At 54.7% G+C, this 15,359-nt stretch carries 10 protein-coding genes; 3 read left to right on the plus strand and 7 right to left on the minus strand.

All coding sequences use genetic code 11. The features are described 5' to 3' along the window. Positions 1-22: 22 nt before the first annotated feature. The gene (locus tag L579_RS13110) at positions 23-1,354 is read left to right on the plus strand and encodes an MFS transporter (protein WP_021184707.1); all 1,332 of its coding nucleotides are present in this window, start codon (positions 23-25) and stop codon (positions 1,352-1,354) included. After that, complete coding sequence (locus L579_RS13115; protein WP_021184708.1) at positions 1,351-2,394, plus strand: cyclase family protein; 1,044 nt, start codon at positions 1,351-1,353, stop codon at positions 2,392-2,394. The genes L579_RS13110 and L579_RS13115 overlap by 4 nt, the downstream gene beginning before the upstream one ends. Positions 2,395-2,478: 84 nt before the next feature. Here L579_RS13115 and yacL read toward each other — a convergent pair whose 3' ends face one another. The 3 genes from yacL to L579_RS13130 form a co-directional block, all read right to left on the minus strand. After that, a complete protein-coding gene (yacL, locus tag L579_RS13120; protein ID WP_021184709.1) occupies positions 2,479-2,841 on the minus strand; it encodes a protein YacL in 363 nt (120 codons plus the stop codon). A 172-nt stretch (positions 2,842-3,013) separates the two neighbouring features. Then, entirely contained in the window at positions 3,014-5,611 is a 2,598-nt protein-coding gene (gene acnB / locus L579_RS13125) for a bifunctional aconitate hydratase 2/2-methylisocitrate dehydratase (protein WP_021184710.1), read from the minus strand. 340 nt (positions 5,612-5,951) lie between these two features. Then, complete coding sequence (locus tag L579_RS13130; protein WP_021184711.1) at positions 5,952-6,947, minus strand: aldo/keto reductase; 996 nt, start codon at positions 6,945-6,947, stop codon at positions 5,952-5,954. A 98-nt stretch (positions 6,948-7,045) separates the two neighbouring features. Here L579_RS13130 and L579_RS13135 point away from each other — a divergent pair, with 98 nt between their 5' ends. Further along, entirely contained in the window at positions 7,046-7,942 is an 897-nt protein-coding gene (locus tag L579_RS13135; protein ID WP_021184712.1) for a LysR family transcriptional regulator, read from the plus strand. Between the two features lie 84 nt (positions 7,943-8,026). Here L579_RS13135 and lpdA read toward each other — a convergent pair whose 3' ends face one another. The 4 genes from lpdA to pdhR all read right to left on the minus strand — a co-directional run bounded on the left by lpdA (position 8,027) and on the right by pdhR (position 15,091). Next, positions 8,027-9,451, minus strand: coding sequence for a dihydrolipoyl dehydrogenase (lpdA, locus tag L579_RS13140; RefSeq protein ID WP_036626678.1), 1,425 nt, complete (start codon positions 9,449-9,451; stop codon positions 8,027-8,029). Positions 9,452-9,625: 174 nt separating this feature from the next. Next, positions 9,626-11,518, minus strand: coding sequence for a pyruvate dehydrogenase complex dihydrolipoyllysine-residue acetyltransferase (gene aceF, locus L579_RS13145; protein ID WP_021184714.1), 1,893 nt, complete (start codon positions 11,516-11,518; stop codon positions 9,626-9,628). Between the two features lie 14 nt (positions 11,519-11,532). Next, positions 11,533-14,199, minus strand: a complete 2,667-nt coding sequence (gene aceE / locus L579_RS13150) for a pyruvate dehydrogenase (acetyl-transferring), homodimeric type (RefSeq protein ID WP_021184715.1) — start codon at positions 14,197-14,199, stop codon at positions 11,533-11,535. 127 nt (positions 14,200-14,326) lie between these two features. Then, positions 14,327-15,091, minus strand: a complete 765-nt coding sequence (gene pdhR, locus L579_RS13155; RefSeq protein ID WP_021184716.1) for a pyruvate dehydrogenase complex transcriptional repressor PdhR — start codon at positions 15,089-15,091, stop codon at positions 14,327-14,329. Positions 15,092-15,359 lie beyond the last annotated feature (268 nt).

The raw sequence follows: 15,359 nt of genomic DNA on the forward strand, positions 1-15,359 counted from the left end.
TAAAAAACAATTGGAGGCGATGATGTCGCTGAATTCCAATGGAGCATCTGCTGCTGTTTCGGCAAGAAAAGGGAAATTTCGTTTCATCATTCTGACGGTGCTGTCTGTCAGCATCGCCATCAACTACATCGACCGCGCCGCAATGAGCGTCGCCATCCCGTTTATGAGCCAGGAGTTACACTTCTCGCCCACCGACAGCGGGTTGCTGCTCTCCGCCTTTTTCTGGAGTTATGTGCTGTTCCAGTTACCAGGCGGTTGGCTGGTGGATAAACTCGGCCCACGCATCACTTTTGCCCTCAGTAGCCTCGGCTGGGGACTGGCAACGGCGGCCTGCGGCCTGGCCAGCAGTATCGCGGCGCTGGTGGGTTTCCGCTTCGTCCTCGGTGCGGTCGAAGCCCCCAGCTATCCCGCCAGTTCCTCGACCGTGACACGCTGGTTCCCGCGCCAGGAACGCAGTTTCGCCGCCGCCACCTTTAACAACGGCAGCAAAATTGGCGGCACCCTGGCGATTCCGATCATCTCGTTTTTAATTGCGCTGGTTGGCTGGCGTATGACCTTTGTCATCTCCGGTCTGGTGGCGGTGGTCTGGGCGCTGGCATGGTATCTGTGGTATCGCGATCCGCGCGAACACAAGGCCGTCTCCGCAGAGGAAGTGGCGTTTATTGAGGCCAATCAGGACCCGCAAAACGGCGAACCGATGAGCGTACGTCAGTTGCTGGCGCAGCGCACCGTGCAGGCGATGATGGCGGGTTTCTTCTGCATCAACTTCGTTTCCTATTTCTTCTTCACCTGGTTCCCAACCTATCTGGTGGAAACCTTCCATCTTTCTCTGATGAAGTTCGGCCTGCTGGGGATGCTGCCGGGTATCGCCGCGATTGTCGGTGGCTGGTGTGGCGGTTTGCTGTCGGATTCGCTGGTGCGCCGAGGTTATTCACTCAGCGTGGCGCGAAAAATCCCGCTGGTCGGTGGGATGCTTGGCAGCGCGACTATCGGCCTGGCGGCCTTTTCCCCGACGGTAGGTCTGGCGCTGTCTGCGCTGTGCTTCGCTAACTTTGCCGCAACCTTTGCTTCGGCGGCTTTGTGGGCGCTGCCGTCAGACGTGGCACCCAACCGCGCCAATGTCGCCACCATTGGGGGTATCCAGAATATGGCGGCCAACCTTGCTGGCATCATTTCGCCGATTCTGATCGGTGTGATCATGCAGTTCACCCATTCGTTCGTGATTCCGCTGGAAATCGCTGGCGTCATCGGTGTGGTCGGCGCGCTGGTGTATGCCTTCTGGCTGCCGCGCGTGCAGCCGATGGGCGTGGCCGACAACGCTGCGCCGAATGGCGCGTTGAGGAGAGAAGTATGAATAGCCGTTGGAAACAACGCCCGCCCCACTCCACCTGGGGTGATTTTGGCCCCGATGACCAGTTAGGTCGCCTCAATCTACTCACGCCACAAAAAGTGCGGGAAGGTGTGGCGGAAGTGCAGACCGGAGAAACCTTTTGCCTGAGTTTGCCGCTCGATTTACCGGGCGGCACGGCGATGAACCCACGTCGTCCACCGCCGCAGCTCAACGCCACAAGGCGTGGTGAACACGCCAATATGACCTATCCGCTGTCGCGTGATAATCCACAGTTGAGTGATGTGATTTGCGACGACACCGTGACGCTGGCGCTGCAATATTCCACCCAGTGGGACAGCCTCGCACATATGGGACAATGGTTTGACGTGAACGCGAACGGCGAGCCGGAGATGGTGTTCTACAACGGCTATAAAGCGAATGTCGATATCGTCGGCGAAACCGACTACCGCGCCGGGTGTGGCTGCCACCACGGTAGCCATCTGGGAGCCAAAGCGCTGGGCATCGAAAATATGGCGCAGCACGGTATTCAGGGACGTGCGGTGATGATCGATATCAAGCGCCACTTTGGTACCGAGCGTTTTGCCTTTGGCTATACCCATCTGCAACAGATCTTACAGGCAGACGGCATCGAAGTGCGCCCTGGCGATCTGGTGTGTTTTCGTACCGGCATGGATGAGGCCATTCTGTCGATGCAAGGCGAGCCAGATATGACTTTCCTTAACAGCCACTTTGCCGGGCTGGACGGCAGCGATGCGCAATTGCGGCAGTGGATTGTAGAAAGCGGTGTTGTGGCGCTGATTGCCGACAATCCGGCGGTGGAGATGCTACCGGCACGACCGTTGAACGATGATTTTTATCCGTCGCATCCGCTGCATGATCTCTGCCTGTTCCGCCTGGGGGTGTATCTCGGTGAGTTGTGGTTGCTGAGTCCGTTAGCAGACTGGCTGGCGCACCACCAGCGGCACGCATTTCTGCTGACGGCCCCGCCACTGCGGCTACCTGGCGCAGTGGGATCTCCTGCTACGCCGGTGGCTACCGTATAATCCATTTCTGTAGCGGCGCGATTTATCGCGCATTTTGTAACCCCGGGGTCAAAAGAGCGCGATAAATCGCGCCGCTACAGGTCATTATTTTCCCGCTAAAAACTGCCGATACGCGGTAATCACCGCCAGAAAATCCTCCACACCGCAAAACGCCAGGCTCTCTTCATCGTAATAGGTCATCCCCTCTTCCAGCCCATCATCCTCGAGTGCCAGCTGGTTGGCGCGAATCATCACCTCTTCTTCATCCAGCCACAGCGTATATTCATGCCCGACACGTTGCCACTGATGATGGGTGCCTTTCACCTGCTGCACGGCAGCTTCGACTTCATCCAGCAGGGTAAGATTCTCATCCACCTCTTCGTTGAACCAGTGCCCCACCGCTTCGTGGTCCATCGACATACGCACTTTGACCTTACCGGTCAGATCGCGCAAAAATTCATATTCCATGAGTTTTACCTCTTACTGATAGCGCGCCACGAGGCACTCCCTGAGAGCATTTTGTGCGCAACACGCTGAATAAAGTGGGATCGTGCTCGCATTATGCCAGGCCGCGTCAGAGGAAAAAAGCACACAAAAAAAGGGGCGATTCTCATCGCCCCCTGATAACACCTTTTCCCAATTACAGCGCGGTCTGGAAGATCACGTTGTCGGCTTTATCGGTGTACTGATGCAGCTGATCAAAGTTGAGGTAGCGGTAGGTATCCGCCGCGGTCTTATCAACCTGAGTCATAAACTGCTGATACTCATCCGGCGTAGGCAGTTTACCCAGCAATGAGGCGACAGCCGCCAACTCCGCAGAGGCCAGATAAACGTTCGCGCCAGTACCGAGACGGTTCGGGAAGTTACGGGTCGAGGTGGAAACCACCGTCGCACCGTCAGCTACACGCGCCTGGTTACCCATGCACAACGAGCAACCCGGGATCTCAATACGCGCACCGCTCTTGCCGAATACGCTGTAGTAGCCTTCTTCGGTGAGCTGTGCCGCATCCATCTTGGTTGGCGGAGCCACCCACAGACGGGTCGGCAGCTGACCTTTGTGGCTGTCCAGCAGTTTACCCGCCGCACGGAAGTGGCCGATGTTGGTCATGCAAGAACCGATAAATACTTCATCGATCTTCTCACCCTGTACATCAGACAGCAGACGCGCATCATCCGGATCGTTTGGCGCGCACAGAATCGGCTCTTTGATTTCCGCCAGATCGATGTCGATCACCGCAGCGTATTCTGCATCCGCATCGCCTTCCAGCAGTTGCGGATCGGCCAGCCATTTCTCCATACCTTCAACGCGGCGCTCCAGCGTACGACGGTCGCCGTAACCTTCGGAGATCATCCACTTCAGCAGCACGATGTTGGAGTTGAGATACTCGATGATCGGCTCTTTATCCAGTTTGATGGTACAACCGGCAGCAGAACGCTCAGCAGAGGCATCGGTCAGTTCAAACGCCTGCTCCACTTTCAGTTTTGGCAGACCTTCGATTTCCAGCACGCGGCCAGAGAAGATGTTTTTCTTACCTTTCTTCTCAACGGTCAGCAGGCCCTGTTTGATAGCGTACAGCGGAATCGCGTGTACCAAATCACGCAGGGTGATGCCCGGCTGCATTTCGCCTTTGAAACGCACCAGTACCGATTCCGGCATATCCAGCGGCATAACACCTGTTGCCGCAGCAAACGCGACCAGACCAGAACCCGCCGGGAACGAAATACCAATCGGGAAACGGGTATGGGAGTCACCACCGGTGCCAACGGTATCCGGCAGCAGCATACGGTTCAGCCAGCTGTGAATTACGCCGTCACCTGGACGCAGCGACACACCGCCACGGTTCATAATGAAGTCTGGCAGAGTATGGTGCGTGGTCACGTCTACCGGTTTCGGGTAAGCGGCAGTATGACAGAAGGATTGCATCACCAGGTCAGCAGAGAAGCCGAGACACGCCAGGTCCTTCAGCTCATCACGGGTCATTGGACCGGTGGTGTCCTGAGAACCTACTGAAGTCATCTTCGGCTCGCAGTACGCGCCAGGACGGATACCTTCAACACCACAGGCACGGCCAACCATTTTCTGCGCCAGTGAGAAACCACGGGTGCTGGCAGCAACGTCTTTGGCTTGCAGGAACACATCGCTGTGCGGCAGACCCAGAGATTCACGGGCTTTGGCTGTCAGGCCACGACCGATAATCAGCGGAATACGGCCACCCGCACGAACTTCATCCAGCAGGACTTCGGTTTTCAGCTCGAATTTTGCCAGCAGTTCGTCGGTGTCGTGATTACGCACTTCACCTTTATACGGGTAGACATCAATCACATCGCCCATATTCAGACGATCAACGTCCACTTCGATCGGCAGCGCGCCGGCATCTTCCATAGTGTTGAAGAAGATCGGGGCAATTTTGCCGCCAAGGCACAAACCGCCACCCTTCTTGTTCGGCACATACGGAATGTCTTCACCCATAAACCACAACACCGAGTTGGTGGCTGACTTACGGGAAGAACCGGTTCCGACCACGTCGCCAACGTACGTCAGCGGGAAACCTTTTTTCTGTAATGCTTCGATTTGTTTGATCGGACCAATGTTACCGGCATCATCGGGTTCGATGCCTTCACGGGCGTTCTTCAGCATCGCCAGTGCGTGCAGTGGAATATCCGGGCGAGACCATGCATCCGGTGCCGGAGAGAGGTCATCGGTGTTGGTTTCGCCGGTCACTTTGAACACGGTGGTGGTGATTTTTTCTGCCAGTTTAGGACGCTTCAGGAACCATTCTGCATCGGCCCAGGACTGGATGATTTTTTTCGCGTGTGGGTTACCCGCTTTGGCTTTCTCTTCGACATCGTAGAAGTTATCGAACATCAGCAGCGTGTGAGACAGGGCTTCTGCGGCAATCGGTGCCAGTGCTTCATCATCAAGCGATTCAATCAGCGCATGGATGTTGTAGCCACCTTGCATGGTGCCCAGCAGTTCGACTGCTTTTTCAGGAGTAACCAGAGGAGAGTGGGCTTCGCCCTTCGCGACAGCTGCCAGGAAACCGGCTTTTACATACGCCGCTTCATCAACACCCGGTGGGACACGATTGACCAACAGGTCAGTAAGGAATTCTTCTTCACCCGCTGGCGGGTTTTTCAGCAGTTCAACCAGCGCGGCCATTTGGGAAGCATCTAACGGCTTAGGTACGATTCCCTGGGCAGCACGCTCGGCAACGTGCTTACGGTATTCTTCTAGCACGACGTTCTCCTCGCTCTCATTGTATAGCTTTCCGGTGCACCCTTTAACGCAGTCCAACAGTAGGGTGAGGTGCCCGGTTCCGCGTCGGCCAGCATAGCAGCATTTCGGCTGATTGTTAATCTGTTTACAAAAAAGCAACATCCTTTCGTTAAGCAGCAGATTTCGCTGCGCAGGGGACACATCACAAAAAAGCAGGCAAACGTATTGCTCCGTAGCGGCGCGATTTATCGCGCAATAACAGCAGCGATGCCGGGAAAACTCGCGCGATAAATCGCGCCGCTACGAATGGGGCCTTAACAGGCAGCAAGCACCTGTTAAGTTGAGCATTTTTCAGGACCCCTTAGCGATCAACCAGCACAAATTCTGTGGCGTTATAACGCTCCCCCTGGATATGTTGCGGATCGAACAGCGCATCCAGGGTGCTGATATCGGCGCTGCGCAATGGCAGCGTGGCGGCGGCACAGTTTTGTTCCAGATGCACGATTTTGCTGGCACCAGGAATCGGGACAATAAACTCCCCTTTTGCCAGCACCCAGGCCAGCGCCAGCTGTGCAGGCGCGGCATCATAACCTGTAGCCATCTCTGTCAGCTGATTCACTAACTTCTGGTTATGCGCCTGAGCATCCTGCTGGAAGCGTGGCAGGTTACGCCGGAAATCATCCTCTGCCAGCGTTTCCCCCGCTGGGAATTTTCCTGTCAGGAACCCCCGACCTAATGGGCTGTAAGGCACAAAGCCTATATTCAGCTCGCGGCAGGTCGCGAGGATTTCTTGCTCCGGGTCGCGAGTCCACAGGGAGTATTCACTTTGCAACGCCGAGATGGGGTGTATCGCACAGGCGCGCCACAAGGTGGCGGAGGAGACTTCCGACAAGCCGAGGTATTGGACTTTACCTTCACGTACCAGATCGGCCATCACGCCCACCACGTCTTCAATCGGTACCGCAGGATCAAGACGATGTTGATAGAGAAGATCGATGCTCTCTACACCGAGACGTTGCAGCGAGCCTTCTACCGCACGGCGAATATGCGCCGGGTCGCTGTTCACGCCAGTAACGCGCTCCCAGCCTTCCCCCTGTTCGTTGATACGGAAACCAAATTTGGTGGCAATTTTAATGTCTTTGCGCCCTTTTAACGCTTTTGCCAGCAACCTTTCGTTGGTGAAGGGGCCGTAAACCTCGGCGGTATCGAGAAAATCGACACCCAGTTCAAACGCCCGCGCCAGAGTGTTCAGCGCTTGCTGCTCATCATTCTGGCCGTAGGCAAATGACATGCCCATGCAGCCTAATCCCAGTGCTGAAACCTGTAATCCCTGATTGCCTAATTGACGTAGTTGCATTGTTTCATCCTCGTTGCTGTCAGTGTTATTGTTATAACCCTCAACAATCGCGGCAACAATTGAGGCATTCTTGTCGATTTAGTGAGTAAAATTCAGTAATGAACCCTTATCGCGCCACGCTACAGGAACTGGAGATGTTTGCCGCTATCGCGCAGCATCTGAGCTTTCGCAAAGCCGCCAGTGAACGCAATATCACCCCCTCGGCGCTCAGCCATGCGATGCGTAATTTTGAAGAGCGCCTCGGAGTACGATTGTTGAATCGCACTACGCGCAAAGTGGCCCTGACTGAAGCCGGAGATCGTTTTCTCCAGCGTATTCAACCCGCATTGCAGGACCTGGCGCAGGCGGTTGATGAACTAAACGACTGGCGCAGCGACCCGCGTGGTAGCCTGCGGATCAGCATGCCACGTTCAGCAGAAGCGCTGTTTTTCCAGTCCCTGATCCTGCCGTTTATGCAGCGCTATCCAGACATCACGCTGGAGATCGACAGCAACGATACGCTGCTGGATATTGTGGCCGCCGGTTTCGATGCCGGCGTGCGCTATGGTGCAGTGCTGGCACAGGATATGGTGGCGGTCCCCTTCGGCATCCCAATGCGCGCATTGGCCGTTGCCACCCCCGAATTCATTGCACGCTATGGCGTGCCGAGTACCCCCGCTGAACTGCTGAATTTTTCCTGTATCGAACGCCGCTTTCCCAGTGGGCGTCGCTATCGTTGGGAGTTCTGGCAAGACGGACAAAAACAGGAAGTGGCGGTAAACGGCTCGTTGGTACTCGACAATAATGAACGTATTTTGCAAGCGGCACTGGCGGGAGCAGGTATTGCCTTCCTACATCAGGGGACGGTGATGGAGGCGATCCAGCGTGGTGATCTGGTGGAAATTTTATCTGATTTTACTCAGGTGGAAGAAGGGTTCTGGCTTTATTATCCAAGTCGTAAATATCTGTCTACGCCATTGCGTTATTTCATTGATTGGCTTAAGGAAAATCGGTAACGGATTATCAAAAAAGTCGCGCCGTTACGAAATATGCCAAAAAAAACGGCTCACTCAGGGAGCCGCTTTTTTATTTTTCAGCGCTTATTTCTTTTTCGCTTTCGCGTTCGGCAGGTCGGTGATGCTACCTTCGAACACTTCCGCTGCCAGGCCCACAGACTCGTGCAACGTCGGGTGCGCATGGATGGTCAGCGCGATATCTTCGGCATCACAACCCATCTCAATCGCCAGACCGATTTCACCCAGCAGCTCGCCGCCGTTGGTGCCGACAATGGCGCCACCAATCACACGGTGCGTTTCTTTGTCGAAAATCAGTTTGGTCATACCGTCAGCACAGTCAGAGGCGATAGCACGGCCTGAAGCAGCCCACGGGAAGGTGGAAACTTCGTAGCTGATGCCTTTCTCTTTCGCTTCTTTCTCGGTCAGACCTACCCATGCCACTTCTGGCTCGGTGTAAGCAATTGACGGAATCACTTTCGGGTCGAAGTAATGCTTCATACCGGCGATAACTTCAGCCGCAACGTGACCTTCGTGCACGCCTTTGTGCGCCAGCATCGGCTGACCAACGATGTCACCGATCGCATAGATGTGTGGCACGTTGGTGCGCATTTGTTTGTCGACGCGGATAAAACCACGATCGTCCACTTCTACGCCCGCTTTACCGGCATCCAGACCTTTACCATTCGGCACACGGCCAATCGCCACCAGTACGGCATCGTAACGCTGTGCTTCAGACGGCGCTTTTTTGCCTTCCATGGAAACGTAAATGCCATCTTCTTTCGCGACAACGGCGGTGACTTTAGTTTCCAGCATCAGGTTGAATTTCTTGCTGATGCGTTTGGTGAACACTTTCACCACGTCTTTATCGGCCGCCGGGATAACCTGGTCAAACATCTCAACCACGTCGATCTCTGAACCCAGCGCATGGTAAACGGTACCCATCTCCAGACCGATGATACCGCCACCCATAACCAGCAGACGCTTCGGAACTTCTTTCAGTTCCAGCGCATCTGTTGAATCCCACACGCGCGGATCTTCGTGCGGAATGAACGGCAGTTCAATCGGACGAGAACCGGCAGCGATGATAGCGTTGTCGAAGTTAATGGTGGTCGCCCCACCTTCACCTTCAACCACCAGGGTGTTAGCACCGGTGAATTTACCCAGACCGTTCACCACTTTGACTTTACGGCCTTTGGCCATACCCGCCAGGCCACCGGTCAGTTGTGTGATGACTTTCTCTTTCCAGGTACGAATTTTGTTGATGTCAGTTGAAGGCTGGCCAAACACGATGCCGTGTTCTTCCAGTGCTTTCGCTTCTTCAATGACTTTCGCTACGTGCAGCAGCGCTTTTGACGGGATACAGCCAACGTTCAGACAGACACCACCGAGGGTGCTGTAGCGCTCTACCAGTACGGTTTCCAGACCTAAATCAGCGCAACGGAAGGCTGCAGAGTAACCTGCAGGACCTGCCCCAAGTACCACGACTTGAGTTTTAATCTCTGTACTCATCATGACCTCTTATTAGATTTCCGGCGGTCAGACGCGAACCTGTCCCAGGCTCTGGATGCCCTTATTCCACCGGCACATTTCACCGCAAGAGTTTACAGAATTGTTAATAAACTGCCAACCGCGGTGACTCTGAATGCGTACAACAAGGCCGGCATTCGCCGGCCTTGATTAACTTCACATCACCAGACGGCGAATGTCTGACAACATGTTGTTGATGATGGTGATAAAGCGCGCACCATCAGCACCGTCAATCACGCGGTGGTCGAAGGAAAGAGAGATTGGCATCATCAGACGCGGAGCAAACTCTTTACCATTCCATACCGGCTCCATCGCCGATTTGGAGACACCGAGGATAGCCACTTCCGGCGCGTTCACGATTGGCGCAAAGTGCGTGGTGCCCAGGCCACCCAGGCTGGAGATGGTGAAACATCCACCCTGCATATCGCCCGCAGTCAGCTTACCGTCACGCGCTTTTTTCGAGATCGCCATCAGTTCACGGGACAGCTCGGTGATGCCTTTTTTGTTCACATCTTTGAACACCGGAACCACCAGACCGTTTGGCGTATCCACGGCCACACCGATGTTGATGTATTTCTTCAGCGTCAGTTTCTGACCATCTTCGGACAGTGAGCTGTTGAAACGCGGCATCTGCTCCAGCGCAGCGGCTACGGCTTTCATGATAAACACCACCGGGGTGAATTTCACATCCAGCTTACGTTTCTCTGCTTCGCTGTTCTGCTGCTTACGGAACGCTTCCAGATCGGTGATATCGGTTTTATCGAAGTGAGTCACATGCGGGATCATGACCCAGTTACGGCTCAGGTTAGCACCGGAGATTTTCTGGATACGACCCAGCTCGACTTCTTCGATTTCACCAAACTTGCTGAAGTCCACTTTCGGCCACGGCAACATGCCAGGCAGACCGCCGCCACTCGCCGCCGCAGCCGGAGCTGCTTCAGCGCGTTTCACCGCGTCTTTCACATACGCCTGAACGTCTTCTTTCAGGATGCGACCTTTACGGCCAGTGCCTTTGACTTTCGCCAGGTTGACACCGAACTCGCGCGCCAGGCGACGAATCACCGGGGTAGCATGCACGTAAGCGTCGTTCTCAGCAAAATCACTCTTCGCATCCGCTTTGGCGGCAGCGGGTGCCGGAGCGGCCTGAGCAGCAGGTGCCGGAGCAGCTTCCTGTTTCGCCGGTGCAGCAGCAGCAGCAGGCGCAGCGCCTTCGACTTCAAACACCATAATCAGCGAGCCGGTTTTCACTTTGTCACCGGTGGAAACTTTCAGCTCTTTCACGGTGCCCGCGAACGGCGCCGGGACTTCCATTGAGGCTTTATCGCCTTCAACCACAATCAGTGACTGTTCAGCGGTAACTTTGTCGCCCACTTTGACCAGCACTTCAGTGACTTCAACTTCATCACCACCGATATCCGGTACGTTGACATCTTTCGCGCCAGCAGCAGCGGCCGGTGCCGGGGCCGCAGCAGGTTGTGCCGCCGCCGCAGGGGCTGCCGGAGCAGCAGCGCCTTGCGCTTCGAATACCATGATAAGTGAACCGGTGTTCACTTTATCGCCGGTGGCGATTTTGATCTCTTTCACTACGCCCGCGAACGGTGCCGGGACTTCCATTGAGGCTTTGTCGCCTTCAACGGTGATCAGGGACTGCTCAGCCGCAACGGTGTCGCCCACTTTAACCAGAATCTCGGTGACTTCGACTTCATCACCACCGATATCCGGCACGTTGACGTCTTTGCTGACAGCAGCGGCAGCCGCAGGTGCCGGCGCGGCTTCTGCTTTCTTCTCTTCTGCCGCCGGTGCAGCAGCCGCTGCGCCTTCTGCGTCAAAGATCATGATCAGTTTGCCGGTTTCGACTTTGTCGCCGGTGGCAATTTTGATCTCTTTGACTACGCCAGCCTGCGGTGATGGCACTTCCATCGAGGCTTTGTCGCCTTCCACGGTGATCAGTGACTGTTCGGCTTCAACCTTGTCACCTACCTTGACCAGGATCTCGGTGACTTCAACTTCATCTGCCCCGATATCCGGCACTTTAATTTCGATAGCCATTACTCTCTTACCTCTTAAGCCAGACGCGGGTTAACTTTATCGGCATCGATGTTGAATTTGGTGATCGCTTCCGCCACCACTTTCTTATCGATTTCGCCGCGTTTAGCCAGTTCACCCAGTGCTGCAACCACGACATACGATGCATCCACTTCGAAGTGGTGACGCAGGTTTTCACGGCTGTCTGAACGACCGAAGCCATCAGTACCCAGCACACGGTAATCGCTCGCCGGTACGTAGCTACGAACCTGTTCTGCGAACAGTTTCATGTAGTCAGTTGACGCAACGGCCGGCGCGTCATTCATCACCTGAGCGATGTAAGGCACACGCGGGGTTTCAGTCGGATGCAGCATGTTCCAGCGCTCGCAATCCTGACCATCACGCGCCAGTTCAGTGAACGAGGTCACGCTGTAGACGTCAGAACCGATACCGTAGTCTTTCGCCAGGATCTGAGCCGCTTCACGGACGTGACGCAGGATAGAACCAGAGCCAAGCAGCTGCACTTTACCTTTGCTACCTTCAACCGCTTCCAGCTTGTAGATACCCTTACGGATACCCTCTTCCGCACCCTGCGGCATCGCAGGCATGTGGTAGTTTTCGTTCAGCGTGGTGATGTAGTAGTAAATGTTTTCCTGCGCTTCGCCGTACATACGCACCAGACCATCATGCATGATGACAGCCACTTCGTAGGCATAAGACGGATCGTAAGAGATACAGTTCGGGATAGTCAGCGACTGAATATGGCTGTGACCATCTTCATGCTGCAAGCCTTCACCGTTCAGGGTGGTACGACCGGAGGTGCCGCCGACGAGGAAGCCGCGCGCCTGTTGGTCGCCTGCCAGCCACATCAGATCACCAATACGCTGGAAGCCGAACATCGAGTAATAGATGTAGAACGGAATCATTGGCAGATTGTTGGTGCTGTAAGAGGTCGCCGCCGCCAGCCAGGATGAACCTGCGCCCAGCTCGTTGATCCCTTCCTGCAAAATCTGGCCTTTTTCATCTTCTTTATAGTAAGCAACCTGCTCACGGTCCTGCGGGGTGTACTGCTGGCCGTTCGGGCTGTAGATACCAATCTGACGGAACAGACCTTCCATACCAAAGGTACGGGCTTCGTCCGCGAGGATCGGCACCAGACGATCTTTGATCGACTTGTTCTTCAGCATCACGTTCAGCGCACGCACGAAAGCGATGGTGGTAGAGATCTCTTTGCTCTGCTCTTCCAGCAGCGCGCTGAACTCTTCCAGTGCCGGCATTTCCAGCTTCTCGGTGAAGTGTGGCTGGCGAGTCGGCAGGTAGCCGCCCAGCTTCTCACGCTGACCGTGCAGGTAGTTGTACTCTTCTGAGCCTTTTTCGAAGGTCACGTACGGCAGTTTTTCGATGTTTTCATCAGCTACCGGCACATTGAAGCGATCGCGGATGTAGCGAACGCCATCCATGTTCATCTTCTTCACCTGGTGAGCGATGTTTTTACCTTCGGCGGTGTCACCCATACCATAACCTTTGATGGTATGTGCCAGAATCAGCGTCGGCTGGCCTTTGGTGTCCTGCGCTTTTTTCAGTGCCGCGTAGATTTTCTTCGGATCGTGACCACCACGGTTCAGGGCGAAGATCTCTTCGTCTGACCAGTCTTTCACCAGCGCAGCAGTCTCCGGGTATTTACCGAAGAAGTGCTCACGCACGTAGGCACCGTCGCGTGATTTGAAGGTCTGATAGTCACCGTCAACGGTTTCGTTCATCAGCTGGATCAGTTTACCGCTGGTATCTTTCTTCAGCAGCTCATCCCAACGTGCGCCCCAGATCACTTTGATCACGTTCCAGCCAGCACCGGCAAAGATGCCTTCCAGCTCGTTGATGATCTTACCGTTACCGGTGACCGGGCCATCCAGACGTTGCAGGTTACAGTTGATGATGAACACCAGGTTGTCCAGTTTTTCGCGGACAGCAATGGTGATCGCACCTTTGGATTCCGGCTCATCCATCTCACCGTCACCCAGGAAGGCGTAAACGGTCTGAGCAGAGGTGTCTTTCAGACCACGATGATCCAGATATTTCAGGAATTTCGCCTGGTAGATCGCATTCAGTGGGCCAAGGCCCATGGATACGGTCGGGAACTGCCAGAATTCCGGCATCAGTTTCGGGTGCGGATAAGAAGAAAGACCGTTGCCATGCACTTCCTGACGGAAGTTGTTCATCTGCTCTTCGGTCAGACGGCCTTCAAGGAACGCACGAGAGTAGATACCCGGAGAGATATGGCCCTGGAAGTAAACCAGATCGCCGCCATCTTTCTCGCTACGCGCACGGAAGAAGTGGTTGAAGCACACTTCATAGATAGTCGCGGAAGACTGGAAGGATGAGAGGTGACCACCCAACTCCAGATCTTTCTTCGACGCACGCAGCACCGACATGATGGCGTTCCAGCGGATTGCGGAACGGATACGACGTTCAAGCGAGGTGTTGCCCGGATAGTCCGGTTCATCTTCAACGGCAATAGAGTTGATGTAGTTGCTCACGGCAGAAGAACCTGCAGCAACTTTTACGCCGCCCTTGCGTGCAGCACTTAATACCTGGTCAATCAGATACTGCGCACGCTCAACACCTTCTTCACGGATGACCGATTCGATCGCCTGTAGCCAGTCACGAGTTTCGATCGGATCCACGTCATTGTGTAAACGTTCTGACATGGGGTGTATTCCTTATCTGTGTCTAATACGTTGAATTGTCAGGAGCCTGTCTGCTTGTGCTTTGCTTCAGTTCACAGCACAAGAAGACAGGCCCGTCGCTTTTTATCCGCACGTTCGTTGCCGCGCGTTATTCCTTACGTTGCTGTAAACGACGCAGGGAGCGTTCACGACGACTCTGCTCCCGACTTCTATCCAGCAAGATTTCCTCAATGAACGCCAGGTGACGGTGTGATGCCTCGCGTGCTTGTTCTGGCTCACGAGCCACAATCGCCTCAAAAATACTGGCGCGGTGACCGCTCACTTTCGCCAGCATTTCCCGGCGAGCGTAGAGCAATTCAAAATTCTGACGGACGTTTTGTTCCAGCATAGGGCCCATAGAACGCAGCAAATGCAAAAGCACCACATTATGGGCCGCTTCTGTGACAGCGATCTGATACTGCATCACGGCGTCGGCTTCAGCGTCGAGATCGCCGCTGTCCTGGGCCTGCTGGATTTGAACATGGCAGTCGCGAATGCGTTGCAGATCCTCATCCGTACCACGCAACGCCGCGTAATACGCAGCAATGCCTTCCAACGCGTGGCGGGTTTCCAGCAGGTCAAACTGAGATTCCGGATGTTGGGCAAGCAGGCTGACCAGTGGGTCGCTCAGGCTTTGCCAGAGATGCTTTTGAACGAAGGTGCCGCCACCCTGACGGCGCAGCAGCAACCCTTTCGCCTCAAGGCGCTGGATCGCTTCACGAAGAGAAGGACGTGATACATCGAATTGTTTGGCGAGTTCGCGCTCGGGTAGCAGCTTCTCTCCTGGCCGCAGCGTCCCTTCCATAATCAGGGATTCCAGCTGCTGCTCAATGGCATCGGAGAGCTTTGGTTGGCGAATCTTACTGTAAGCCATCGTCCCTTCTTATTGTGACTGACGTCCGGAGTAAATTGGTAATACCAATTGCCAAAAGTTGCCGGTAAAGTAACAAAGTATTCACCTTGTGTCTATATGGCAGCCGTCACACTTCAGGGGATTATCATTGGTTAAATGCGCTAAACGGCTGGGATAAAGACAGAAATAGAGCTGCGGGGTGAATTGTTAACAGAATCCGCTTTTACCAAACCTTACACAGGCTTAGCGTATCCCTTCCACACTCACCATAAGGGAAAGCTATTCGTGT

Origin of the sequence: Pantoea sp. AS-PWVM4 (assembly GCF_000468095.1) — a bacterium.
Taxonomy (GTDB): Bacteria; Pseudomonadota; Gammaproteobacteria; order Enterobacterales; family Enterobacteriaceae; genus Pantoea; species Pantoea phytobeneficialis.

Bases quoted from the DNA above. Each gene is read 5' to 3' on its own strand.
- L579_RS13110 (WP_021184707.1), top strand. From the start codon at position 23: ATGTCGCTGAATTCCAATGGAGCATCTGCTGCTGTTTCGGCAAGAAAA.
- L579_RS13115 (WP_021184708.1), top strand. From the start codon at position 1,351: ATGAATAGCCGTTGGAAACAACGCCCGCCCCACTCCACCTGGGGTGAT.
- yacL (WP_021184709.1), bottom strand. From the start codon at position 2,841: ATGGAATATGAATTTTTGCGCGATCTGACCGGTAAGGTCAAAGTGCGT.
- L579_RS13130 (WP_021184711.1), bottom strand. From the start codon at position 6,947: ATGCAACTACGTCAATTAGGCAATCAGGGATTACAGGTTTCAGCACTG.
- L579_RS13135 (WP_021184712.1), top strand. From the start codon at position 7,046: ATGAACCCTTATCGCGCCACGCTACAGGAACTGGAGATGTTTGCCGCT.
- lpdA (WP_036626678.1), bottom strand. From the start codon at position 9,451: ATGAGTACAGAGATTAAAACTCAAGTCGTGGTACTTGGGGCAGGTCCT.
- aceF (WP_021184714.1), bottom strand. From the start codon at position 11,518: ATGGCTATCGAAATTAAAGTGCCGGATATCGGGGCAGATGAAGTTGAA.
- aceE (WP_021184715.1), bottom strand. From the start codon at position 14,199: ATGTCAGAACGTTTACACAATGACGTGGATCCGATCGAAACTCGTGAC.
- pdhR (WP_021184716.1), bottom strand. From the start codon at position 15,091: ATGGCTTACAGTAAGATTCGCCAACCAAAGCTCTCCGATGCCATTGAG.